Origin of the sequence: Pseudomonas sp. S3E12 (assembly GCF_001702295.1) — a bacterium.
GTDB lineage: Bacteria > Pseudomonadota > Gammaproteobacteria > Pseudomonadales > Pseudomonadaceae > Aquipseudomonas > Aquipseudomonas marginalis.
Genome location: NZ_MBDT01000029.1, coordinates 87,824 through 108,641, shown reverse-complemented (window position 1 = coordinate 108,641; position 20,818 = coordinate 87,824). Strand labels below are relative to the sequence as shown.

23 protein-coding genes and 1 pseudogene are annotated in these 20,818 nt (G+C 61.1%); 20 read left to right on the top strand and 4 right to left on the bottom strand.

Going from position 1 to position 20,818, the window contains the following annotated elements; translation table 11 throughout:
* The first annotated feature begins 33 nt into the window (after window positions 1-33).
* From phaZ to BB029_RS22120, 3 genes are all read left to right on the top strand, one after another.
* Entirely contained in the window at window positions 34-879 is an 846-nt protein-coding gene (gene phaZ, locus BB029_RS22130; RefSeq protein ID WP_027605018.1) for a poly(3-hydroxyalkanoate) depolymerase, read from the top strand.
* Between the two features lie 88 nt (window positions 880-967).
* The gene (gene phaC, locus BB029_RS22125) at window positions 968-2,650 is read left to right on the top strand and encodes a class II poly(R)-hydroxyalkanoic acid synthase (protein ID WP_065940781.1); all 1,683 of its coding nucleotides are present in this window, start codon (window positions 968-970) and stop codon (window positions 2,648-2,650) included.
* A gap of 27 nt (window positions 2,651-2,677) precedes the next feature.
* On the top strand, window positions 2,678-3,298 hold the full coding sequence (locus tag BB029_RS22120; protein WP_065940780.1) for a TetR/AcrR family transcriptional regulator: 621 nt from the start codon (window positions 2,678-2,680) through the stop codon (window positions 3,296-3,298).
* On the opposite strand, the gene BB029_RS22115 is transcribed toward BB029_RS22120, so the two are convergent.
* Window positions 3,299-3,961, bottom strand: coding sequence for a response regulator transcription factor (locus tag BB029_RS22115; protein ID WP_065940982.1), 663 nt, complete (start codon window positions 3,959-3,961; stop codon window positions 3,299-3,301). It lies immediately after the preceding gene.
* Between the two features lie 354 nt (window positions 3,962-4,315).
* Here BB029_RS22115 and BB029_RS22110 point away from each other — a divergent pair, with 354 nt between their 5' ends.
* From BB029_RS22110 to BB029_RS22085, 6 genes are all read left to right on the top strand, one after another.
* Entirely contained in the window at window positions 4,316-4,894 is a 579-nt protein-coding gene (locus BB029_RS22110; RefSeq protein WP_065940779.1) for a fimbrial protein, read from the top strand.
* Between the two features lie 22 nt (window positions 4,895-4,916).
* Complete coding sequence (locus BB029_RS22105) at window positions 4,917-5,702, top strand: molecular chaperone (protein ID WP_065940778.1); 786 nt, start codon at window positions 4,917-4,919, stop codon at window positions 5,700-5,702.
* A 1-nt stretch (window position 5,703) separates the two neighbouring features.
* Window positions 5,704-6,471: a molecular chaperone gene (locus tag BB029_RS22100; protein WP_065940777.1), complete on the top strand. Its 768-nt coding sequence runs from the start codon at window positions 5,704-5,706 to the stop codon at window positions 6,469-6,471.
* A 123-nt stretch (window positions 6,472-6,594) separates the two neighbouring features.
* Window positions 6,595-9,171, top strand: a complete 2,577-nt coding sequence (locus tag BB029_RS22095) for a fimbria/pilus outer membrane usher protein (protein WP_065940776.1) — start codon at window positions 6,595-6,597, stop codon at window positions 9,169-9,171.
* The gene (locus tag BB029_RS22090) at window positions 9,158-10,177 is read left to right on the top strand and encodes a fimbrial protein (RefSeq protein ID WP_367399673.1); all 1,020 of its coding nucleotides are present in this window, start codon (window positions 9,158-9,160) and stop codon (window positions 10,175-10,177) included. Before BB029_RS22095 ends, BB029_RS22090 begins: the two co-directional genes overlap by 14 nt.
* 18 nt (window positions 10,178-10,195) lie before the next feature.
* Complete coding sequence (locus BB029_RS22085) at window positions 10,196-10,726, top strand: fimbrial protein (protein WP_065940775.1); 531 nt, start codon at window positions 10,196-10,198, stop codon at window positions 10,724-10,726.
* 68 nt (window positions 10,727-10,794) lie between these two features.
* Here BB029_RS22085 and BB029_RS22080 read toward each other — a convergent pair whose 3' ends face one another.
* The 3 genes from BB029_RS22080 to BB029_RS22070 all read right to left on the bottom strand — a co-directional run bounded on the left by BB029_RS22080 (window position 10,795) and on the right by BB029_RS22070 (window position 12,576).
* Window positions 10,795-11,760 carry a phasin family protein gene (locus tag BB029_RS22080; protein ID WP_065940774.1) on the bottom strand — a complete coding sequence of 322 codons (966 nt, stop codon included), beginning with the start codon at window positions 11,758-11,760 and terminating at the stop codon, window positions 10,795-10,797.
* A gap of 12 nt (window positions 11,761-11,772) precedes the next feature.
* Window positions 11,773-12,195 (bottom strand): phasin family protein, encoded by a 423-nt coding sequence (locus BB029_RS22075; RefSeq protein WP_065940773.1) that lies wholly within the window; start codon window positions 12,193-12,195, stop codon window positions 11,773-11,775.
* A gap of 105 nt (window positions 12,196-12,300) precedes the next feature.
* Window positions 12,301-12,576, bottom strand: coding sequence for a polyhydroxyalkanoic acid system family protein (locus BB029_RS22070; protein WP_065940772.1), 276 nt, complete (start codon window positions 12,574-12,576; stop codon window positions 12,301-12,303).
* A gap of 144 nt (window positions 12,577-12,720) precedes the next feature.
* Between BB029_RS22070 and ubiE the strand changes: the two genes are divergently transcribed.
* The 11 genes and pseudogenes from ubiE (at window position 12,721) to BB029_RS34315 (ending at window position 20,810) form a co-directional block, all read left to right on the top strand.
* Window positions 12,721-13,491 carry a bifunctional demethylmenaquinone methyltransferase/2-methoxy-6-polyprenyl-1,4-benzoquinol methylase UbiE gene (gene ubiE, locus BB029_RS22065; protein WP_003171186.1) on the top strand — a complete coding sequence of 257 codons (771 nt, stop codon included), beginning with the start codon at window positions 12,721-12,723 and terminating at the stop codon, window positions 13,489-13,491.
* Window positions 13,491-14,114 (top strand): SCP2 domain-containing protein, encoded by a 624-nt coding sequence (locus BB029_RS22060; RefSeq protein WP_065940771.1) that lies wholly within the window; start codon window positions 13,491-13,493, stop codon window positions 14,112-14,114. Before ubiE ends, BB029_RS22060 begins: the two co-directional genes overlap by 1 nt.
* Window positions 14,111-15,715, top strand: a complete 1,605-nt coding sequence (gene ubiB, locus BB029_RS22055; RefSeq protein ID WP_027605031.1) for a ubiquinone biosynthesis regulatory protein kinase UbiB — start codon at window positions 14,111-14,113, stop codon at window positions 15,713-15,715. The genes BB029_RS22060 and ubiB overlap by 4 nt, the downstream gene beginning before the upstream one ends.
* A gap of 41 nt (window positions 15,716-15,756) precedes the next feature.
* Entirely contained in the window at window positions 15,757-16,149 is a 393-nt protein-coding gene (gene hisI / locus BB029_RS22050) for a phosphoribosyl-AMP cyclohydrolase (RefSeq protein WP_012721796.1), read from the top strand.
* A gap of 2 nt (window positions 16,150-16,151) precedes the next feature.
* Window positions 16,152-16,484: a phosphoribosyl-ATP diphosphatase gene (locus BB029_RS22045; protein WP_027605032.1), complete on the top strand. Its 333-nt coding sequence runs from the start codon at window positions 16,152-16,154 to the stop codon at window positions 16,482-16,484.
* A gap of 26 nt (window positions 16,485-16,510) precedes the next feature.
* A complete protein-coding gene (locus BB029_RS22040) occupies window positions 16,511-16,789 on the top strand; it encodes a twin-arginine translocase TatA/TatE family subunit (protein ID WP_003171180.1) in 279 nt (92 codons plus the stop codon).
* Between the two features lie 10 nt (window positions 16,790-16,799).
* Window positions 16,800-17,216 carry a Sec-independent protein translocase protein TatB gene (tatB, locus tag BB029_RS22035; RefSeq protein ID WP_065940770.1) on the top strand — a complete coding sequence of 139 codons (417 nt, stop codon included), beginning with the start codon at window positions 16,800-16,802 and terminating at the stop codon, window positions 17,214-17,216.
* Complete coding sequence (gene tatC, locus BB029_RS22030) at window positions 17,213-18,001, top strand: twin-arginine translocase subunit TatC (protein ID WP_065940769.1); 789 nt, start codon at window positions 17,213-17,215, stop codon at window positions 17,999-18,001. The genes tatB and tatC overlap by 4 nt, the downstream gene beginning before the upstream one ends.
* Window positions 17,998-18,705 carry a 16S rRNA (uracil(1498)-N(3))-methyltransferase gene (locus BB029_RS22025; RefSeq protein ID WP_065940768.1) on the top strand — a complete coding sequence of 236 codons (708 nt, stop codon included), beginning with the start codon at window positions 17,998-18,000 and terminating at the stop codon, window positions 18,703-18,705. Before tatC ends, BB029_RS22025 begins: the two co-directional genes overlap by 4 nt.
* Before the next feature lie 188 nt (window positions 18,706-18,893).
* Window positions 18,894-19,952 (top strand): annotated as a pseudogene (locus BB029_RS34320) (methyl-accepting chemotaxis protein); the annotation flags it as partial.
* Window positions 19,938-20,810 carry a methyl-accepting chemotaxis protein gene (locus BB029_RS34315; protein ID WP_371856075.1) on the top strand — a complete coding sequence of 291 codons (873 nt, stop codon included), beginning with the start codon at window positions 19,938-19,940 and terminating at the stop codon, window positions 20,808-20,810. The pseudogene BB029_RS34320 and the gene BB029_RS34315, both read left to right, overlap by 15 nt.
* Window positions 20,811-20,818 lie beyond the last annotated feature (8 nt).

The following is a 20,818-nucleotide window of genomic DNA, read 5'->3' as shown; positions in this document are numbered from 1 at the left end:
CATTCCAACCGTCACATCTCACAGGGCTTGAGCATGCCGCAACCGTTCATCTTCCGTACCATCGACCTGGATGGCCAGACCATCCGCACGGCGGTACGCCCGGGCAAGCCCCACTTGACACCGTTGCTGATCTTCAACGGCATCGGCGCCAACCTTGAGCTGGTGTTTCCGTTCGTCCAGGCACTGGACCCGGACCTGGAAGTGATCGCCTTCGATGTGCCGGGCGTGGGTGGCTCCTCGACGCCCAACCGGCCTTATCGTTTTCCCGGCCTGGCCAAGCTCACTGCACGCATGCTGGATTACCTGGACTATGGCCAGGTGAATGCGGTGGGCGTGTCCTGGGGTGGCGCCTTGGCGCAGCAGTTTGCCTACGACTACCCGGAGCGCTGCAAGAAGCTGATCCTGGCGGCGACCGCGGCCGGTGCCTTTATGGTGCCAGGCAAGCCGAAGGTGCTGTGGCTGATGGCCAGCCCCCGGCGCTACATTCAACCGTCCCACGTGGTGCGCATTGCACCGATGATTTATGGCGGTTCGTTCCGCCGCGATTCGAAACTGGCGGCCGAGCACGCGAGCAAAGTGCGCTCGGCCGGCAAGCTGGGCTACTACTGGCAGCTGTTCGCGGGGCTGGGCTGGACCAGCATCCACTGGCTGCACAAGATCCGTCAGCCGACCCTGGTGCTGGCCGGGGACGACGACCCGCTGATCCCGCTGGTCAACATGCGCATGCTGGCCTGGCGCATTCCCAACGCACAGTTGCACATCATCGATGACGGCCACCTGTTCCTGATCACCCGGGCTGAAGCCGTGGCGCCGATCATCATGAAGTTTCTCGAGGAGGAGCGCATGCGGGCCGTGATTCATCCGCGACCAGCGGTGTAAGGACCACACCGCCGCGCAACTTGCCGAGAACCGACTATGGTTCTGAATTGGCGTGCCTGTTGATGGCTTGACGAAGGAGTGTTGGCTCATGCGAGAAAGACCCGTGACGAACCCGGCGCCCACCCCTGCCGCGTTCATCAACGCACAAAACGCGATCACCGGCCTACGCGGTCGGGACTTGCTGTCGACCTTGCGCAGCGTTGCCGCCCACAGCTGGCGCAACCCGGTGCATACCGCCCGTCACGCCCTGGCCCTGGGCGGTCAGCTGGGTCGTGTGCTGCTGGGTGAGACCGTGCACGAGCCCAACCCACGGGACAGCCGCTTCAGCGACCCGACCTGGACGCTCAACCCGTTCTACCGACGCAGCCTGCAAGCCTATTTGAGCTGGCAGAAGCAGACCCGCCAGTGGATCGATGACAGCTCACTGAGTGACGACGACCGCGCCCGCGCGCACTTTGCCTTCGCCTTGATCAATGACGCCGTGTCGCCCTCCAACACCCTGCTCAACCCGCTGGCCGTGAAGGAGCTGCTCAACTCCGGCGGCAACAGTGTAGTGCGCGGCGTGAGCAACCTGTTCGACGACCTGCTGCACAACAACGGCCTGCCGCGCCAGGTGAGCAAACAGGCCTTCGAAGTCGGCAAGACCGTGGCCACCACCCCAGGCTCGGTGGTGTTTCGCAATGAGCTGCTGGAGTTGATCCAGTACAAGCCCATGAGCGAAAAACAGTACGCCAGGCCATTGCTGATCGTGCCGCCGCAAATCAACAAGTACTACATCTTCGACCTGAGCCCGGCCAACAGCTTCGTGCAGTACGCCCTCAAGAACGGCCTGCAGACCTTTATGGTCAGCTGGCGCAACCCGGATGTACGCCACCGCGAATGGGGCCTGTCCACCTATGTGGCGGCGCTGGAGGAAGCACTCAACGTCTGCCGGGCCATCACCGGCGCCCGCGAGGTCAACCTGATGGGTGCCTGCGCCGGTGGCCTGACCATCGCAGCCCTGCAAGGCCACTTGCAAGCCAAGCGCCAGCTGCGTCGTATCTCCAGCGCCAGCTACCTGGTGAGCCTGCTGGACAGCCAGATCGACAGCCCCGCCATGCTGTTCGCCGATGAGCAAACCCTGGAAGCCGCCAAGCGTCGTTCCTACCAGCAAGGCGTGCTGGACGGCCGCGACATGGCCAAGGTGTTCGCCTGGATGCGTCCCAACGACCTGATCTGGAACTACTGGATCAATAACTACCTGCTGGGCAAGGAACCGCCGGCCTTCGACATTTTGTACTGGAACAACGACAACACGCGCCTGCCCGCCGCACTGCATGGCGACCTGCTCGATTTCTTCAAGCACAACCCGCTGAGCCATCCCGGCGGCCTGGAAGTGTGCGGCACGCCCATCGACCTGCAGAAGGTCACGGTGGACAGCTTCAGCGTGGCCGGGATCAACGACCACATCACGCCGTGGGACGCGGTGTATCGCTCCACACAATTGCTCGGTGGCGAGCGGCGCTTCGTGCTGTCCAACAGCGGGCATATCCAGAGCATCCTCAACCCGCCGGGCAACCCCAAGGCCAACTACGTCGAAAATCCCAAGCTGAGCAGCGACCCGCGTGCCTGGTACTACGACGCCAACCACGTCGAGGGCAGTTGGTGGCCGCAGTGGCTGGCGTGGATCCAGCAGCGCTCGGGCGTACAGCGCGAAACCCTCACCGCCCTGGGCAACCAGAACTATCCACCGATGGAAGCGGCGCCCGGCACCTACGTGCGAGTGCGCTGAGCTCAACGATCAGATTAAGAAGACTGGATGAAGACCCGCGACCGTATCCTTGAATGTGCCCTGCAGTTGTTCAACCAGAAGGGCGAGCCGAACGTGTCGACCATGGAGGTGGCCAATGAAATGGGGATCAGCCCCGGCAACCTCTACTACCACTTCCATGGCAAGGAACCGCTGGTGCTGGGGTTGTTCGAGCGCTTCCAGGGCGAATTGGCGCCGCTGCTCGACCCGCCGGCGGACGCGCAACTGCAGGCCCAGGATTACTGGCTGTTCCTGCACCTGATCATCGAACGCATGGCCCAATACCGGTTTTTGTTCCAGGACCTGTCGAACCTGGCGGGGCGCCTGCCGAAACTGGCCAAGGGCATTCGCAACCTGCTGACCGCACTCAAGCGCACCCTCGCGTCCTTGCTGGCGCGTCTGAAGGCGGACGGGCAACTGGTCAGTGACACCCAGGCGCTGGGCCAGTTGGTGGAGCAGATCACCATGACCCTGCTGTTCTCCCTGGACTACCAACGCATTCTCGACCGTGAGGGCGAGGTGCGGGTGGTGGTGTATCAAGTCATGATGCTGGTGGCGCCACACCTGCTGTTGCCGGCGCGACAGGCGACGGAACGATTGGCGCTACGTTATCTGGACGATCAGGGCTGACTACCCGAGTTTTCCGAACTGGTGAGTAAACTTGAACAGTTCACTGTCGTTCCTGATCCCCAACTTTCGATAGGCGGATTGTTTTTGCGTGCTGATCGTACTTGCACTTCGAGAAAACTTGGCCGCAATGGAATTCACGGACATGCCGTCCAGAAAACACCGCAATACTTCCTGCTCTTTTGGCGTCAGGCATTCGTTAAACTGCAAAGGCTTCGACAAGTCTCTGTCCGATTTAATCTTTCCTTCCTTCAATACGGATTGCACACCCTGCAGCGCAGGCACCATGCAAAGCTGCAGGTAAATCCGTCCCTGGGCGACCGTTCGGATTGCCGTGATCAACTCCGTCAGGTTTTGGGTTTTCCCCATGATCCCCCTGCAACCCGCCTTCAACGACAAAGAAACAGTGGCGGGCGTGTAGTGCGAACACACAATCAAGAGCCTGCAGGTGCTGAAACGCCGGTGCAGCGCCTCGATCAGGCTGAGGCCATCGCTGTCCGATGGCGCGAGGCTAAAGTCCATCACCACGACATCGGCCGGCCGCCGCGTAAGAGCCTCCAGCAGTTCCTTGCCGGTTCCGAAGGAACCGATCACCGCAAGGTCGGCCTCCTTGCTCAACCCCAACTCGATGCCCTGCCGAACCATCTCGTGATCATCCAGCAGCATGACGGTATGCGTAGTGGACATTGAAGTAGCCATAATTACACCCATACAAGTGAATACAGCACCACACCCATAATCGCTCTGGTTAAATACACGGTATACCCAGTTACAGGCGAGGATCAATACGACAATTCAATAAGAAAAAACCCTTCAGGCATAACTTACAGATATTTCCCAGTACTACAGAAAACACCTACAAAAGTTAAATTAACTTATCGAACGATCACGAGATAAGTCTCGCTGGTTCTCTATGGATAGCACTCGGCAAACGCGACAAATTAGGGCACCCCGCCATTCGAAAGATCAGCGATCTTCATCGGCGACGGGCTAGACCTATGAATGACGACTGGAAATATCATGAACGTTAACCCCCTCTCCACGATTACGGCCGTGCTGGCCTTGACCGTCGCCGCTTCACAACCGGCGCACGCAGCAGATGGCATCATCAAGTTCAGTGGTCTTGTGACAGACCTGACGTGCACGGTCGAAGGTGCAGCCCCCGGCACTGGCGCAGTCGTCAAGGACGTCAACCTGGGAGGCGTCTCGGCGGCACGCCTGGCAAGCGCGGGCAGTCGTGCCAACCCGACGGGCTTCACCATCCGTATCGGCGCGCCGGGTGAAGGCAGCTGCAGCAACGGGCGTACCGCCATGGTCGCGTTCGATCCAACCAGCCCGGCCATTGATGTGGCGACCGGGCGCTTGAACATCGACGGCTACGATGACCCGTCCGACACCAGCGCCGCCAAGAACGTACAGGTGGAAGTGACTCAACGCGATGGCACGCCGATCAACGTCTACACCGAGAAATCGGCCGGCGCGGTGATCGTCGACAACCAGGCCGTGATCCCGCTCGCGGCGCAAATGTATGCCAGCGGCCCTGCCACCGAAGGCAAGGTCAACACCCGTGTGGGCTTCTTGATCGAGTACGCCGAGTAAGGCAACCCAGGGGCCTGACACGATGAAAAGAATCGCCTGCCTGATGCTGGTTACCACCGCGGCTTGCGCGTGGCTCTGGCTGTTGCCGCTTCCTGCCCGCGCAGGCGTGATCATCCATGGCACACGCGTGATCTACCCCATGCAGCAGCAGGAAGTCGTGGTGCGCCTGGAGAACAAGGGGCCGCTTCCGGCGCTGGTGCAAACCTGGCTGGACACGGGCGACCGGCATTCGACACCGGCAACGGCCCACACACCGTTCATTCTCTCGCCACCGATCTTCCGCATTGAGCCGCACCAGCAACAGGCTTTGCGCCTGCGCTATGGCGCAGGCGCCTTGCCGGCCGACCGTGAAAGCCTGTTTTGGTTGAACGTATTGGAAGTACCACCGCTTGCCGCTGACGCCGCACACAACAACCAGATCGAATTGTCGTTCCGCACCCGCTTGCGTGTGTTTGTGCGCCCGCCGGCATTGCCCTACTCCGTCGACAGCGCCCCGGAAAAACTGCAGTGGAAGCTGGTGGCCCATGAACAGGGTTTCGCCCTGCAAGCCACCAACCCGACGCCGTACCATATTTCCATCGCCTCGATCGAGTTGCTGAACGACGGTAAACGTTTCAGTAAAGCCGCCAACAAAGACGCCAACGACAGTCTGCTGATGCCGGACGGTGACGTGAAACTGTTTGTGCTGCCCCTGCTGCGCCATCACCCCGTCGATGCAGCCACGGTCGAATTCACCACCGTCAGCGACTTTGGTGCTCGAGTCCGTCACTCGGCCCGCCTTGCCCTTCAACCGCAGGATGACCGATGACATGAAGACAGCTATCCGCTCACACCTGCCGGCCCGGTGCATGGCGTTGGTGCTTGCGCTGTTGACCACCCTCCCCGTGCAGGCGAGCGTGGTCATCAACAGCACCCGAATTGTCTACCCGCAGGACGACAAGGAGGTGACGATCAGACTGCACAGCAAGAACCAGGCACCGGTGCTGATCCAGGCGTGGCTGGACAGCGGCGATGAGCAATCAACACCGGATCTGGCGACAGCGCCCTTCGTCCTCACGCCACCGATCTTCCGCATGGAGCCAGGCAAGCAACAGGTGGTACGTATGGCCTACACCGGCGAAGCCTTGCCCAGGGCACAGGAAAGCCTGTTCTGGTTCAACGTACTGGAGGTGCCCTCACGCCCCCAGGGCGGCCAGCAGGGCGATCAGGTGCAGTTCGCCTTCCGCTCGCGCATCAAGGTGTTTTTGCGCCCATCGGGCCTGCCTTACCAGGTCGAGGAAGCACCCGGGAAGCTGCAGTGGCGGTCTGTCCCGGGCGAACATGGCCAGGCGCTGGAAGTCTTCAATCCGACGCCTTACCACGTGACGTTCGAGCGCATCGAAGTGCAAGTGGCAGGGCAGCACTATGTCCGCGAACCGGCGGCGTCGGGTACGGAGAATATGGTGACGCCCGGTGGGCGCGCTCGCTTTGAGTGGCCTCGCCTGAAAACCCCGATGGGCAGCGCTGCAACCGTCGAGTTCCAGACGCTCGACGATTTCGGGGTCAAGACCCACCACAGCAGCGAGGTCTCTCCATGACGGCCGTTCTTCTGTAGCAATCCCACTTCGCCTTATTGAAAGCACCGTCGATTGATACCCCATTCAGTGGGTAGGGATGCCCTTTGCCGACATTCGGGGAGCCCGTTTATGGAAACGCGAAAAATGAGTTTTTACACGCCTGCCAGGCTCGTAAGCCGGCCCCGTTTAAAGCAGACGCTGCGTGGCGTGCTGTTGGTAAGCGGAGCCCATGCCATGGCCGCCAATAGTGCAGAACAGGCTGAGTTCAACCCGGCTTTCTTTACCGGCGGCCGGGGCGGCCTGCAGATCGATATTGCACGGTTCAGCCAAGGCAACGTCGTGCTCCCGGGCAACTATCGCACCGACATCCACCTCAACGGCCAATGGGTTGGGCGTGAAACCCTGACGTTCATTGCGGTGGAAGGTCAGCAGGTCGCGCAGTTGTGCCTGGAGCGTGATGTGCTGCTCAGGTTTGGCATTGACCTGCAAACCACTGAAGCCAATCAGGCGTCCCGTACGCCGTTTGCGCGCTGTGCGGATATCGGCACCTACCTGCCGGGAGCCAGCAGCCAATTTGATTCAGGTGAAAACCGTCTGGATTTGCAAGTGCCGCAGGTTTTCCTGGTGCGCAAGGCACGGGGCTATGTCGACCCGCAGCACTGGGACAGCGGGATCGATGCCGCCTTTGTGCGGTACAACGCCAATACGTTTACCACCCAGACCGATACGCGCGCACTCGGCTCCAGCTACCTGGGCCTGAACACGGGGCTCAATCTTGGCGACTGGCACTGGCGGCATAGCGGCAGCTACAGCCATTCAGAGGTTGCCTCGAGCTATCAAAGCAGCGCCACCTATGTGCAGCACGAAGTGGACACGTTGCAGTCCCAACTGATGGCGGGCGAAATCTACACGCCAGGCGAACTGTTCGATAGCGTGCGCCTGCGGGGTGCCAGCCTGTCCAGCGACGATCGGATGCTGCCCGACTCATTGAGCGGATTTGCACCGGTAGTGCGTGGCGTTGCCGAGACCAACGCGCGGGTCAGCGTGCGCCAACGCGGCGTGTTATTGGACGAAGTGTCTGTAGCACCCGGCCCGTTTGTCCTCAACGACCTGTTTCCCACCGGGTACGGGGGCGACCTGAGCGTCACCATCACCGAGGCCGACGGCCGCCAGCGTGAGTTCATCGTACCGTTCGCCGCCAACGCCAACCTCTTGCGTCCCGGCCACAGCCGCTATGCATTGAGCGTCGGCCAGTTGGATGAAGTGGGCCTGCACCATCCGCCCGCGCTGGTGCAGGCCACTTATCAGCATGGCCTGAGCAATCTCCTCACGGGGTACACCGGCGCGACGCTCGGCGACGACTACCAGTCGCAGTTGCTGGGTACGGCGGTCAACACCTCAGTAGGTGCGTTGTCGTGCGACCTGACGCATTCGAGCGCGCATCTGCCGGGGCATGGTTCACGCCAGGGGCAAAGCGTACAACTGCGCTACAGCAAGAACTTCACGGACACCGGCACCCACTTTGCCCTCGGGGCGTACCGCTACTCCACCGAAGGTTTCCTGAATGTGGCTGATGCCGCACGCATTCGCGACCTGGCCATCGACGGACTGAACCCCGATAACCTGTCGCGGCTGCGCAACAGAATGGACATCAGCCTCAACCAGAGCCTGGGCAACGGTTCGGTGTACCTGACCGGTTCTTCACAACATTATTGGAACCGCACCCATGGCAACCTGACCTTTACCGCCGGGTACAGCGGCACGTGGCGGGGCCTCCACTATCTGCTGAGCGCACAGCGCAGCCGTGATCTGCGCAGTGAGCACGGGGACAAGCAACTGGAGCTCACCTTGAGCCTGCCACTGGGCAGCCACGCCCATTCGCCGACATTGACCACCACCGCCTATGGCGGCGATCAAGGCAGCGGCGAGCGCGCCAGCCTGGGCGGCAGCCTGGGTGAGCACAATCAGTTCAGCTACAGCGTCAGTGCCAACCGGACCCAGGGCAACAGCAACGCCACCAGTGCCGACATGAAATACCACACCCGCCATGGCGTACTCTCCGCCAGCCATGGCCAGAGCAGCACATACCGCTCCACATCGCTTGGCATGACCGGAGGCATTGTCGCCCACGCAGACGGTGTGACCCTCGCCCCAGAACTCGGCGATACCATCGGCATCGTCCAGGCGCCTGACGCCCAAGGCGCGCGAATCAATGGCAATCACAGCGCGCAAATCGGCAAAGGCGGCTTTGCCGTGGTGCCGCACCTCACCCCTTACCGCCAGAACATCGTGGAACTGGACCCGAAGGATCTGTCCACCGATGTGGAGCTCAAGACCGCGGCCCGGAATGTGGCGCCGCGCGCCGGAGCAGTGGTGAAACTGCAGTTCGAGACGACCAGCGGCCAGGCCTTGTTGATCACGGCACTGCGCGAGGATGGCAGCTCGTTGCCGTTCGGTGCGGATGTGTTCGATGAGGACGGCGCGAGCGTCGGGGTGGTCGGGCAGGGCGGTCAGGCTTTTGTGCGCGTGCCCCGTACACAGGGGCCATTGACGATCAAGTGGGGTCCCCATGCCGGTGCCGCATGTCAGTTGCATTACGACTTGGCTACACAGTCGAACACTTCCGGCACCCAGCGCTTACTCAATCTGAACGCGGGCACCTGCCGGCCCGATACAGCACAGCGCATGACACCCTCGAGCGAGAGCAATGCAAGCAGTTGATCCGGCGCAGGCGAGTAATGCCATTGCACTGCTTGCCTGCAAACGCCCTATTTCTTTTGCGGGACTGAAGATGAAACGCGCCATACAACTCATATCAACAGTGCTGATCCTTGGCTCGCCAATCGCGGCTCAAGCGGCGTGTGACAGGTATCAGAACGACACATTCACACTCACCCTTCCTTCCACAATCGTCGTACCGGACAGCCTCCCGGTGGAGTCTGAAATTGTCATTAAGGAGTTCACTGGCACGGCACCCTATTTCACTATGTACTGCAGCAACACTTTATTAACGATTACCGGGCGCTATGGCCCAAGGTCTCACGCAAAGTACTACGAGACCGAGGTTCCCGGTGTAGGTGTACACATGCGCATCCGACATTCCGGCGCGCTTTACCCTTTCTTTGGCATGCATAGTCAAAAAAACACCATCAGCGGTGCGCTCACGAGCTTCATGGCTGCGGAGTTGAGGTTCTATAAGGCCGGGCCTGTAACAGACGGGACAGTGCCTGCCGGAGACATTTGGGTGCAGAGACTGGATAACCGCCCGGAGAGTTTTACCCTGAGGCTCGGCAACGCAGTACGCTTTGTCAGGCCCGCCGCCACCTGCGATCTGGCAGCCGGCGACGCCAACCGCACGATCTCCCTCGACCCGGTGCAAGTCGGCGCATTCGAACACTCCACCACCGTCGGCGCCCGCGAATTTGAGCTGTCGGCGCAGTGCACCAACGCCTCCAACGTCACCTTCAGTTTTTCTGGCACCCCCGCACCAGGCAATGACCGGCTGTTCGCCAATACCGGCACCGCTGGCGGAGTGGCCCTATGGCTTTACTCCCGCCTCGATGGGGGCGTCCAGAACATTCTCGCCAATGGCACCGAGAATAGCCGCACGGTACCGGTTTCCGGCAACCGTGCAGTCTTGCCGCTTGGCGCGGCGTACCACCTGAACGGCACGGTCAGCCAGGGCACGCTCGCCAGTACCGCCACCGTCACCATTACCTACAACTGAAACCCTGAGCACTCTTTGATGAAGATCCGAACGCGCGCCCTGCTGCTGACAATGACTGCGAGCCTGGCCTTCCTGCCTGCCGTGCACGCCGATACCACCGGCACTTTAAACTTTACCGGCCAAATCAACGCCGGTACCTGCGACCTTGCCGCAGGTGACCTGAACCGCAGCCTCGCCCTGCCGGCCATCAAGATTTCGGACTTCGATTCGACCTCCACGGCAGGCTCGCTTGATTTTGAGATTTCTGCCGAATGCGACTCGGATATACGCAAGGTGGTTTTCCAGTTCGGGGGCACACCCGCAGAGGCGAACCCCTTGTTGTTCTCCAATACCGGAACGTCGACAGGGACGGCCCTGGCGTTATCACACCGCGCGGCCAAGGCGTACGCCATCCCAGCGAACGGCAAGGTCGAGCAGCGCAGCCGTACGATTGCAACAAAAGGCAAGAAAGCCGTGATACCACTCACGGCGGCATATCACAAAACCGGCGTAGCGATCACCCAAGGAACCCTGGCCAGCGCGGTGACTGTCTCGATCACTTACAACTGAGGCACTGACAACGCGCAAAAAAAATGCCCCACCTTCTCAGGTGGGGCATTTTTTGTGTCCCGGAAAAATCAGGACTGACTGGTTGGCGTCGGGGTGACCGGCGTTGCAGTCGGGGCGGCAGCAGGCGTGGGTGCCGACACCGAGTTGGCTGTCGAAGCAGACGGTGCCGTGGTTGCCGGCTTGGCGGCAACAGCAGGCTTAGGCGCTGCCGGTTTTTTCGCTGCAGCTGGCTTCTTCGCCGCAGCAGGTTTGGCGGCTGGCTTGGCCACCGGTTTCGCGGCAGCAGGCTTGGCTGCAGGTTTAGCAGCGGCAGGCTTGGCCGCGGGTTTGGCGGCTGGCTTAGCGGCCGGTTTGGCAGCGGCTTTGGCTGCTGGCTTGGCCGCAGGTTTGGCAGCGGCTTTCGCAGCCACGGGTTTAGCGGTGGCCTTGGCAGCCGGTTTGGCCGCTGCGGTTTTGGCAGCCGGTTTAGCGACTGCTTTTGCAGCAGCCTTGGCCGCAGGTTTTGCAGCTGGCTTGGCGGCAGCTTTCACCAGAGGTTTGGCAGCCGTTTTAGCCGCCGGTTTGGCAGCGGCCGTTTTTGCAGCAGGCTTGGCAGCCGGTTTAGCGGCAGCCGCTTTCACTGGAGCCACTTTGGCACCGGTCAGTTTTTCAATTTGCTTTGTCAGGGTATCGACCTTGCTGTGCAGGGTCTTCAGCTCAGCTTTACTCGGCACGCCCAGGCGCGAAATAGCACTGTTGAGGCGCTTGTCCAGAGCCCCTTCGAGTTCGCCCCAAGTACCCAATACCTGTTTTTTCGCATCACTGATGCGCGAACCGGCAGTCGCTTTGGCAGCACCTACTTGTTTACCCACTGCGCTCTTGGTCAACTTCTCGGCTTTCTCGCCGTCTTTAACCAACGTCTCGAAGAGTTTACTGCCGTCACTGTCGATCTTCGAGTAAACGCCTAAACCAGCCAGCCAGATCTTGCGGGAATACTCTTCAACTTTCCCGACCCACGAGCTGCCTTCTTTCTGAGTAGTCTTTTTAACAGCCATCCCGATGTCTCCTTAGTGTTTACGCGCGACACGTTCGAGCAATGCCGTCAGCTCTTCGAGCTTAGCAGAGAGTGTCTCCACGTCATGTTTAGACGCAATGCCAATTCGATTCAAGGCACTGGCAACGCGAGTATCAAAAGCTTTTTCAACTTTATCCAGCTGAACTTCTACCAGACCTTTGACCGCGGAGACATTACTCTTTACTTGATCAATCTGACTGTTGGCCGCATCAAGTTGTTCCACTGCAACTTTTTTGCCTTTACTTTCAACATGTTGACCAGCTTTAACCAGCTCTTTGAAGTAGTCGCCGCCCTCGCTGCCGACCTTCGCGTAGGCACCAAGACCCGCCAACCAGATCTTGCGGGCATAGGTTTTAACGTCACTCAACGCGCCGGTCTGAGCATCGATTTTTTTCTTCAGGATAACTTTGGCCATGGTGCACCTCACGCAGGAAAGGGGGGAGGAACGGCCCGCAGGAGTTGAGGACCTGGGCACAAAGTAGGCTGGAAAATTAGAATCGGCACCCTAAGTACTCGCGCATCAGGCCAAGGCTTTATCCAGGGCTTTCTCGATTTCGGACTTGATGGTGCCACTCATGGCCGACATCAACAGGCCCAGTTCCACATCAATGCGCAGCAAATCATCCGCCACCAACACGGTGCCTTTAACCCCCGAACGCTTGAGGTTCAAGGTGTCGCCGGACCACGAGGGCTCCAGGCCATATTGCTCCTGGAGTTTATGCGCCAACTTCTCGGCCTTTGCGCGTGCCCCTTCTTTACCCAGGGAATGTGCACGCTCAACGGTTATACGGGCCATTACGATGACTCCTCTTTATAGGGATTTGAATACCTTGAATGCGGCAAAAGGTCTCGGTGCGTGCCTATCTTACCTGCAGCCTTGCCAAGACAAAGCAGGCCTTGGGGATTATCATGTCCCGCATTCTCTTTTGGTGACAGCGATATGACTGATCAGCGCAAAGGCAGCGATGCCGAACCCACCACTCACTTCGGTTTCAAGAACGTCCCGGAAAGCCAGAAGGCGGAAAAAGTCGCTGAGGTGTTCCACTCCGTGGCAGCCAAGTACGACCTGATGAACGACGTGCTCTCCGGCGGCATGCACCGCCTGTGGAAACGCTTCACCATCGAGCTGTCGGGTGTACGCACCGGCAACCGTGTGCTGGACATCGCCGGCGGTACGGGTGACCTGGCGGCCAAGTTCTCCAAGCTCGTCGGCCCTACCGGCCAGGTGGTGCTGGCGGACATCAACGGCTCGATGCTCAAGGTCGGCCGTGATCGCCTGCTCGACAAGGGCGTGGCCGGCAATATCGAATTCGTCCAGGCCGACGCTGAAAAGCTGCCGTTCCCCGACAACCATTTCGACTGCGTGACCATCGCCTTCGGCCTGCGCAACGTGACCCACAAGGAAGACGCGATCCGCTCGATGCTGCGCGTCCTCAAGCCGGGTGGTCGCCTGTTGGTACTGGAGTTCTCCAAGCCGACCAACGCGCTGATGTCCAAGGTCTACGACACCTACTCCTTCGCCTTCATGCCGCTGATGGGCAAGCTGATCACCAATGACGCCGAAAGCTACCGCTACCTGGCCGAATCGATCCGCATGCACCCCGACCAGGAAACCCTGAAGTCGATGATGGTAGAGGCCGGTTTCGACCGCGTGACCTACCACAACATGACCTCGGGCATTGTCGCCCTGCACCGTGGCATCAAGCCCTGATGCTGCTCAAAGGCCTTCTCGCCAGCGTCGAACACGGTATCAACCGTGTACTGCGCCTGGACAGCACCGCCCTGGCACGGCTCGCGCACTTGAACGGCAAGGTCATCGCCGTGGACTGCACCAGCCCCGCCCTGCAGCTGTTTATCCTGCCCAGCGATGAAGGCCTGCTGCTCGCCACTCAATGGGCCGCCGAAGCCGACTGCACCCTGCGCGCACCGGCCTCCAGCCTGTTGCACCTGGCGCTGAGCCGCAACAAGACCGCCATCCTCCACGGCCCCGAAGTGCACCTGGAAGGCGACAGTGCGGTCCTGATGGACCTGGCCGCCGTGCTGCAGGACCTGGAGCTGGACTGGGAATACGAGCTGTCACGCTGGATCGGCCCCGTCGCCACCCAACTGATCAGCGGGCACCTGCGCAGTCGCACGCGCTGGTACCAGCAGGGGTTCGCCAGCCTCAACCAGAACCTCGCCGAATACCTGAGCGAAGAATCGCGCACCCTGGTCGGAGAACGCGAAGCGCAAGCGCGCTTTCGTGAGCTCGACAAGGCCAAAATCGACCTGGAACGCCTTGAGGCCCGCTTCGAGCGCCTGAGCCGTTCCCTTGATCCAAGCGATAACGCATGAAGCTGCTCGCCGTCCGCCGTTTGTTCCGTATCCAGCGCGTCGTAATCCGCTACCGCCTCGATGACCTGCTGTTCGCCCTGCCCTTGCCATGGTTCCTGCTGGCGGTGCGCTATGTGCTGCCGTGGCGCTGGTTCCCACGCAAACAGCTGGAGCTGAGCCGGGGCGCGCGCCTGCGCCTGGCGCTGCAGGACCTGGGACCGATTTTTATCAAGTTCGGGCAGATCCTCTCCACGCGCCGCGACCTGCTGCCCGAAGACATCGCCGACGAACTGATGCTGCTGCAGGATCGCGTGCCGCCGTTCGATTCCCAGCAGTCGATGAAGCTGATCGAAGAGCAACTGGGCAAGAAGATCAGCGAGGTGTTCAGCCGCTTCGACGTCGAACCGCTGGCCTCGGCCTCGGTGGCGCAAGTGCACGCCGCGCAGTTGAAGAGCGGCGAAGAAGTGGTGGTGAAGGTGATTCGCCCGGGCCTCAAGCCGATCATCGGCCAGGACCTGGCGTGGCTGTTTATCCTGGCCCGCGCCGCCGAACGTTTCTCTGCCGATGCGCGCCTGCTGCACCCGGTGGACGTGGTCGCCGACTACGAAAAAACCATCTACGACGAACTCGACCTGCTGCGCGAAGCAGCCAACGCCAGCCAGCTCAAGCGCAACTTCGAAGGCTCGCCGCTGCTGTACGTGCCGCAGGTGTATTGGGATTGGTGCCGCCCGAAAGTGCTGGTGATGGAGCGCATCTACGGCGTACAGGTCACCGACCTCGCGACCCTGGCCGACCAACGCACCGACATGAAGATGCTTGCCGAGCGCGGTGTGGAGATCTTCTTCACCCAGGTGTTCCGCGACAGTTTCTTCCACGCCGACATGCACCCCGGCAATATCTTCGTCAGTACCGTCAACCCGTGGAGCCCGCAGTACATCGCGATCGACTGCGGCATCGTCGGCAGCCTGACCCCGGAAGACCAGGACTACCTGGCGCGTAACCTGTTCGCCTTCTTCAAGCGCGACTACCGCCGCGTGGCGCAGTTGCACATCGATTCGGGCTGGGTGCCGGCGGAAACCAAGCTCAATGAATTCGAAGCGGCGATCCGCACCGTGTGCGAGCCGATCTTTGAAAAGCCACTGAAAGATATCTCCTTCGGCCAGGTGCTGATGCGCCTGTTCCAGACCGCGCGGCGCTTCAATATGGAAGTGCAGCCGCAACTGGTGCTGCTGCAAAAAACCCTGCTCAACATCGAAGGACTGGGCCGTCAGCTGTACCCGGACCTCGACCTCTGGAACACCGCCCAGCCGTTCCTGGAACGCTGGATGCGCGAGCGGGTCAGCCCGAAAACCCTGCTGGGCAACCTGCACAGCCAGTTCGAACAGTTGCCGCACCTGGCCAACATGACCCGCGACCTGCTGGAGCGCATGTCCCAGCCCCATGCCAAAGACCCCGCGCCGCCCTGGCAGAAGCGCAAGGACGACTGGTTCCTGCGCCTGCTGGGGGCCGCGCACCTGGTCGGTGGCGTGATGCTGGCCATTGGCGGGCCGCTGAACCAACTGGGCCACTGGCCGGCCGGCATCATGGTCGCCGTGGGTGTTTATCTGATCGTGCGTCGATAGCCAATCCGGTTATACACTGTCGCAAATTGCCGGAGCCGAAGATGAAAGACTGGCTGGACGAGATCAAGTGGGACAGTGACGGCCTGGTGCCGGCCATTGCCCAGGACTACAAGACCGGGCGCGTGCTGATGATGGCCTGGATGAACCGCGAAGCCCTGAGCCTCACCGCCACTGAGCAGCGCGCCATTTACTGGTCACGTTCCCGTGGCAAACTGTGGCGCAAGGGCGAAGAGTCCGGGCACGTGCAGACCCTGCACGAGATGCGCATCGACTGCGACGCCGACGTGGTGATCCTGAAGGTCGAGCAGATCGGCGACATCGCCTGCCACACCGGCCGCCACAGCTGCTTCTATCGCGTGTTCGAGAACGGCGAATGGAAGGTTGTAGAGCCGGTGCTCAAAGACCCGCACGCCATCTACTCGGCAGGACACTGACCATGAGCGATACCCTCAACCGTGTGGCCCAGGTGCTGGAGGACCGCAAAGGTGCGGACGCCGACAGCTCCTACGTCGCCAGCCTGTACCACAAGGGCCTGAACAAGATCCTGGAAAAACTCGGCGAAGAGTCCATCGAGACCATCATCGCCGCCAAGGACGCACAAATCAGCGGCGATTGCAGCGATGTCATCTATGAGACCGCCGACTTGTGGTTCCATAGCCTGGTCATGCTCGCCCAACTGGGGCAGCATCCACAGGCCGTGCTGGATGAACTGGACCGTCGCTTCGGCTTGTCCGGGCACGCCGAAAAGGCCTCGCGCCCGTCCGCTTGAATAACTTTTACTAGAGGATTTGCAGCATGGGCATTTTTGACTGGAAACACTGGATCGTCATTCTGGTGGTGGTGGTACTGGTATTCGGCACCAAGAAACTCAAAAACCTCGGCACCGACGTGGGCGAGTCGATCAAGGGCTTCCGTAAAGCCATGAACGACGATGAGAAGCCTGCCGACCCGGCCGCCAACCCGGTGCCACCGGCCCAGCCTGTACACCCCCAGGCCACCCAGCCAATCACCGAGCGTCGTACCTTCGACGTGCAGGCTGAAAAAGTCGAAGAGCCGACCCGCAAAGACTCGTGAGCACTGACTAATGTTTGGTATCAGCTTCTCTGAACTGCTGCTCGTCGGCCTGGTTGCCTTGCTGGTACTGGGGCCGGAACGCCTGCCCGGTGCCGCACGCACGGCCGGCCTGTGGATCGGGCGCCTGAAACGCAGTTTCAACGCCATCAAACAGGAAGTTGAACGGGAAATCGGCGCCGACGAGATCCGTCGCCAACTGCACAACGAACATATTCTGTCGTTGGAACAGGAAGCCCGGAAGATCCTGTCGCCGGTGCAGGAGCCCGCCAAACCGGTGGAGCCTGTGGCCGAGCACAGCATCGCGCCTGCGCCTGCGGTGGATACCCCGCCAGCCGCCCCGACCCCGACCGCTCCAACCGAGCCTGCGCCGACGCCCGCTGCGTCGCCCGCGCCCCATGACCCTACATTGCCGCCGCGAGCCCCATGAGCGCTGATAAACCGGAAAACGACCAGCATATGCCGCTGGTCTCGCACCTGACCGAGCTGCGGACCCGCCTGCTGCGTTGCGTGGCCGCGATCTTCGTGATCTTTGCCGGGCTGTTCGCCTTTACCCAGCAGATCTACACCTTCGTCTCCACGCCGCTGCGCCAATACCTGCCGGCCGGCGCGACGATGATTGCCACCGATGTGTCATCGCCCTTCCTCACACCGTTGAAGCTGACGATGATGGTCTCGCTGTTCCTGGCGATCCCGGTGATCCTGCACCAGATCTGGGGCTTTATCGCGCCGGGCCTGTACAAGCATGAGAAGCGCATCGCCGTGCCCTTGCTGGTGTCGAGCATCCTGCTGTTCTACACCGGCATGGCCTTCGCCTACTTCCTGGTGTTCCCGTTGATCTTCAAGTTCTTCGCCGCCGCCACCCCGGCCGGCGTGGAAATGATGACCGACATCACCAGCTACCTCGACTTCGTGATGACGCTGTTCTTCGCCTTTGGCGTGGCGTTCGAAATCCCCGTGGCCGTGGTGCTGCTGGTGTGGATCGGCGTGGTCAACGTGGCGTACCTGAAGAAAATCCGCCCGTACGTGATCATAGGCTGCTTCGTGGTCGGCATGATCCTCACGCCGCCGGACATCTTCTCCCAGACCCTGCTGGCCGTGCCGATGTGGATGCTGTTCGAGATCGGCATCCTGTTCAGCGGCTTGATCAGCAAGCGCAGTGAACATCCGGATGACCAGCCCGACGACGACCAGCCGCCAGCGACCCAGCCGTGAACCTGCTGCTGCTGTTCGATGCCGACTTTATCGCGGCCGACCGGGTGATCCTGCGTGATCGGCGCCTGGTGCATATGCAGGAAGTCCACCGCGCCGCCGTAGGCGACAGCCTGCGGGTCGGGCGCCTTGGCGGGTTGATGGGCAACGCGCAATTGCTGCGCCTGGAAGCCCGCGAAGCCGAACTGCAAGTGAGCTTCGACCAACCACCGCCGGCCAAACTGCCCCTGACCCTGCTGCTGGCCCTGCCACGTCCGAAGATGCTGCGTCGGGTGCTGCAAACCGTGGCGGCCATGGGCGTGCCGAAAGTGGTGCTGGTCAATAGCTACCGGGTGGAAAAAAGCTTCTGGCAGACCCCCTTCCTGGAGCCCGAGGCGATTCGCGAACAACTGATCCTCGGCCTGGAACAGGCTCGGGACACGGTGCTGCCGCAAATCGTTATCGAAAAGCGCTTCAAGCCCTTCGTCGAAGACCGCCTGCCGGCCATGACCGCAGGCACCCTTGGCCTGATCGGCCATCCCGGCGACTACCCAGCCTGCCCCCGTGGGCTGGATGAACCGGTCACCCTGGCCATAGGTCCGGAAGGTGGCTGGATCCCCTATGAGGTGGACCTGCTGGCCAAGGCCGGCTTGCAGCCGGTGCAATTGGGCGCCCGCATCCTGCGCGTCGAAACGGCCGTCACCGCCCTGCTCGCCCGCCTCTTCTAACCACACAGCATAACCCCGTGGGAGGGGGCTTGCTCCCGATAGCGGTGGGTCAGTCAGCATTTCTGATACTGAACCACCGCTATCGGGAGCAAGCCCCCTCCCACAGGAGACAGCGTCGCTACAGAATTCCGTATGCAAGCCGATAACCCGTGAATAAGTCCAAGCCTTGTTCCAGGGGAGTTCGCAACATGTATCGTTGGTTAGCCGAAAAGCTGGGGAATGTCAGCGTCAAAACCAAGCTGGCGGTGGGCTTTGGCCTGGTATTGCTGTTGACACTGATGATCACCTTCACCGGCTGGACCGGCCTGGGCGACGTGATCAGCCGTGGTGACAAGCTGGGTTACATCTCCAGCCTCAACGGCTTGACCAAAGACCTGCGCCTGGCACGCCTTGACTACGAGATGCGCCGTGGCGAACAAGGCCCGACCGCCGTCAGCGAGCTGCTGAACAAGCTGGACACTGGCCTGAAGACCGCACGCAGCCTGATCGAACAACCCACGGATGCCGCCCTGGTCGATGAGCAATTGGCCGCCGTGGACCAGTACAAGCGCGCGTTCAACGATATGGTGCAGGCAGGCACCAACCGCGAAAATGCCCGCAGCAAGCTGGGCGATACCGCCGATAATGCGGTACTCAAAGTCAGCGAAGTGGAGAAATCCCTGCTGCAAGGCGACAGTGTCACGCTGTTCAACAGCGTGGTGGACCTGAGCAAACTGATCCAGCAAGCACGCTTCCAAGTACGGGGCTACACCTACAGCGGCAAGGTGGAGGCCGAGCAGCCCGCGCTGGATGCCATCGACAACGCGCTGAAAAAAATCACCAGCCTCACCAGCCAAATACCTGATCAGTATTCAGCCAACCTGCAACAGGCCAGCGTCTCACTGCAAGCCTACCGCGCTGCCGTCAGCCAATACCGCGACTCTCAAGTGGCCAGCGCAGCGGCACTCAAGACCATGTCTGCCCAGGGCGATATCCTGCTGGGCCACAGTGACAAACTGACGGTTTCCCAGACCGCGGTACGCGATGCGGATGCCGCGCAAGCCAAATACTTGCTGCTAATGGCCACCGTGCTGGCGCTGATCTTCGGCCTGGTTGCCGCCTGGGCCATCACCCGCCAGATCATCCTCCCCCTGAACCAGACCCTGCAGGTCGCCGAGCGCGTAGCGTCGGGCGACCTGAGCCACAACCTCACCTCCTTGCGCCAGGATGAGCTGGGCCAACTGCAACGCGCCATGCAAAGCATGACCGTGGGCCTGCGCGAGTTGATCGGCGGCATCAGCGAAGGGGTCACCCAGATCGCCAGCGCCGCCGAGCAACTGTCGGCCGTCACAGAACAAACCAACGCCGGGGTCAACAGCCAGAAAGTCGAGACCGACCAAGTGGCCACCGCCATGAATGAAATGGCCGCCACCGTGCAGGAAGTGGCGCGCAATGCCGAGGAAGCCTCGGAAGCCGCAGTGGCCGCCGACCAGCAGGCCCGCGAAGGCGACAAAGTGGTCGGCGAAGCAATCGCCCAGATCGAACGCCTGGCCACTGAAGTCGGCAACTCTACGGTCGCCATGGCCGATCTGAAGCGCGAAAGCGACAAGATCGGCAGCGTGCTCGATGTGATCAAGTCCGTGGCCCAGCAAACCAACCTGCTGGCGCTCAACGCAGCCATTGAAGCGGCAAGGGCCGGTGAGGCCGGACGCGGTTTCGCGGTGGTGGCCGATGAAGTGCGCAGCCTGGCCCAGCGCACCCAGAAGTCCACCGAAGAGATCGAAGAGCTGATCGTCGGCCTGCAAAGCGGCACCCAGCAGGTGGCGAACATCATGGACAACAGCCGTGGCCTCACCGACAGCAGTGTCGAGCTGACCCGCCGCGCCGGCAGCGCCTTGGAGAACATCACACGTACGGTCTCGACCATCCAGGCGATGAACTCCCAGATCGCCACCGCCGCCGAGCAGCAAAGCGCCGTGGCGGAAGAGATCAATCGCAGTGTGTTGAACGTGCGCGATATCTCCGAGCAGACGGCTTCGGCCAGTGAAGAGACTGCCGCATCGAGTACCGAACTGGCGCGCCTGGGCACTCATCTCCAGGCGCTGGTCGGCCGCTTCCGGGTCTGACCCCGTCC

Excerpts from the sequence above, each read along its gene's own strand:
- BB029_RS22105 (WP_065940778.1), top strand. The coding sequence starts at position 4,917 with ATGAAAAGAATCGCCTGCCTGATGCTGGTTACCACCGCGGCTTGCGCG.
- BB029_RS22110 (WP_065940779.1), top strand. The coding sequence starts at position 4,316 with ATGAACGTTAACCCCCTCTCCACGATTACGGCCGTGCTGGCCTTGACC.
- BB029_RS22075 (WP_065940773.1), bottom strand. The coding sequence starts at position 12,195 with ATGGCCAAAGTTATCCTGAAGAAAAAAATCGATGCTCAGACCGGCGCG.
- BB029_RS22080 (WP_065940774.1), bottom strand. The coding sequence starts at position 11,760 with ATGGCTGTTAAAAAGACTACTCAGAAAGAAGGCAGCTCGTGGGTCGGG.
- tatC (WP_065940769.1), top strand. The coding sequence starts at position 17,213 with ATGAGCGCTGATAAACCGGAAAACGACCAGCATATGCCGCTGGTCTCG.
- BB029_RS22045 (WP_027605032.1), top strand. The coding sequence starts at position 16,152 with ATGAGCGATACCCTCAACCGTGTGGCCCAGGTGCTGGAGGACCGCAAA.
- BB029_RS22100 (WP_065940777.1), top strand. The coding sequence starts at position 5,704 with ATGAAGACAGCTATCCGCTCACACCTGCCGGCCCGGTGCATGGCGTTG.
- BB029_RS22040 (WP_003171180.1), top strand. The coding sequence starts at position 16,511 with ATGGGCATTTTTGACTGGAAACACTGGATCGTCATTCTGGTGGTGGTG.
- BB029_RS22085 (WP_065940775.1), top strand. The coding sequence starts at position 10,196 with ATGAAGATCCGAACGCGCGCCCTGCTGCTGACAATGACTGCGAGCCTG.
- BB029_RS22095 (WP_065940776.1), top strand. The coding sequence starts at position 6,595 with ATGAGTTTTTACACGCCTGCCAGGCTCGTAAGCCGGCCCCGTTTAAAG.
- ubiB (WP_027605031.1), top strand. The coding sequence starts at position 14,111 with ATGAAGCTGCTCGCCGTCCGCCGTTTGTTCCGTATCCAGCGCGTCGTA.
- BB029_RS22070 (WP_065940772.1), bottom strand. The coding sequence starts at position 12,576 with ATGGCCCGTATAACCGTTGAGCGTGCACATTCCCTGGGTAAAGAAGGG.
- BB029_RS22115 (WP_065940982.1), bottom strand. The coding sequence starts at position 3,961 with ATGCTGCTGGATGATCACGAGATGGTTCGGCAGGGCATCGAGTTGGGG.
- phaZ (WP_027605018.1), top strand. The coding sequence starts at position 34 with ATGCCGCAACCGTTCATCTTCCGTACCATCGACCTGGATGGCCAGACC.
- BB029_RS22090 (WP_367399673.1), top strand. The coding sequence starts at position 9,158 with ATGCAAGCAGTTGATCCGGCGCAGGCGAGTAATGCCATTGCACTGCTT.
- hisI (WP_012721796.1), top strand. The coding sequence starts at position 15,757 with ATGAAAGACTGGCTGGACGAGATCAAGTGGGACAGTGACGGCCTGGTG.
- BB029_RS22060 (WP_065940771.1), top strand. The coding sequence starts at position 13,491 with ATGCTGCTCAAAGGCCTTCTCGCCAGCGTCGAACACGGTATCAACCGT.
- BB029_RS22120 (WP_065940780.1), top strand. The coding sequence starts at position 2,678 with ATGAAGACCCGCGACCGTATCCTTGAATGTGCCCTGCAGTTGTTCAAC.
- BB029_RS34315 (WP_371856075.1), top strand. The coding sequence starts at position 19,938 with ATGCAAAGCATGACCGTGGGCCTGCGCGAGTTGATCGGCGGCATCAGC.
- phaC (WP_065940781.1), top strand. The coding sequence starts at position 968 with ATGCGAGAAAGACCCGTGACGAACCCGGCGCCCACCCCTGCCGCGTTC.
- ubiE (WP_003171186.1), top strand. The coding sequence starts at position 12,721 with ATGACTGATCAGCGCAAAGGCAGCGATGCCGAACCCACCACTCACTTC.
- tatB (WP_065940770.1), top strand. The coding sequence starts at position 16,800 with ATGTTTGGTATCAGCTTCTCTGAACTGCTGCTCGTCGGCCTGGTTGCC.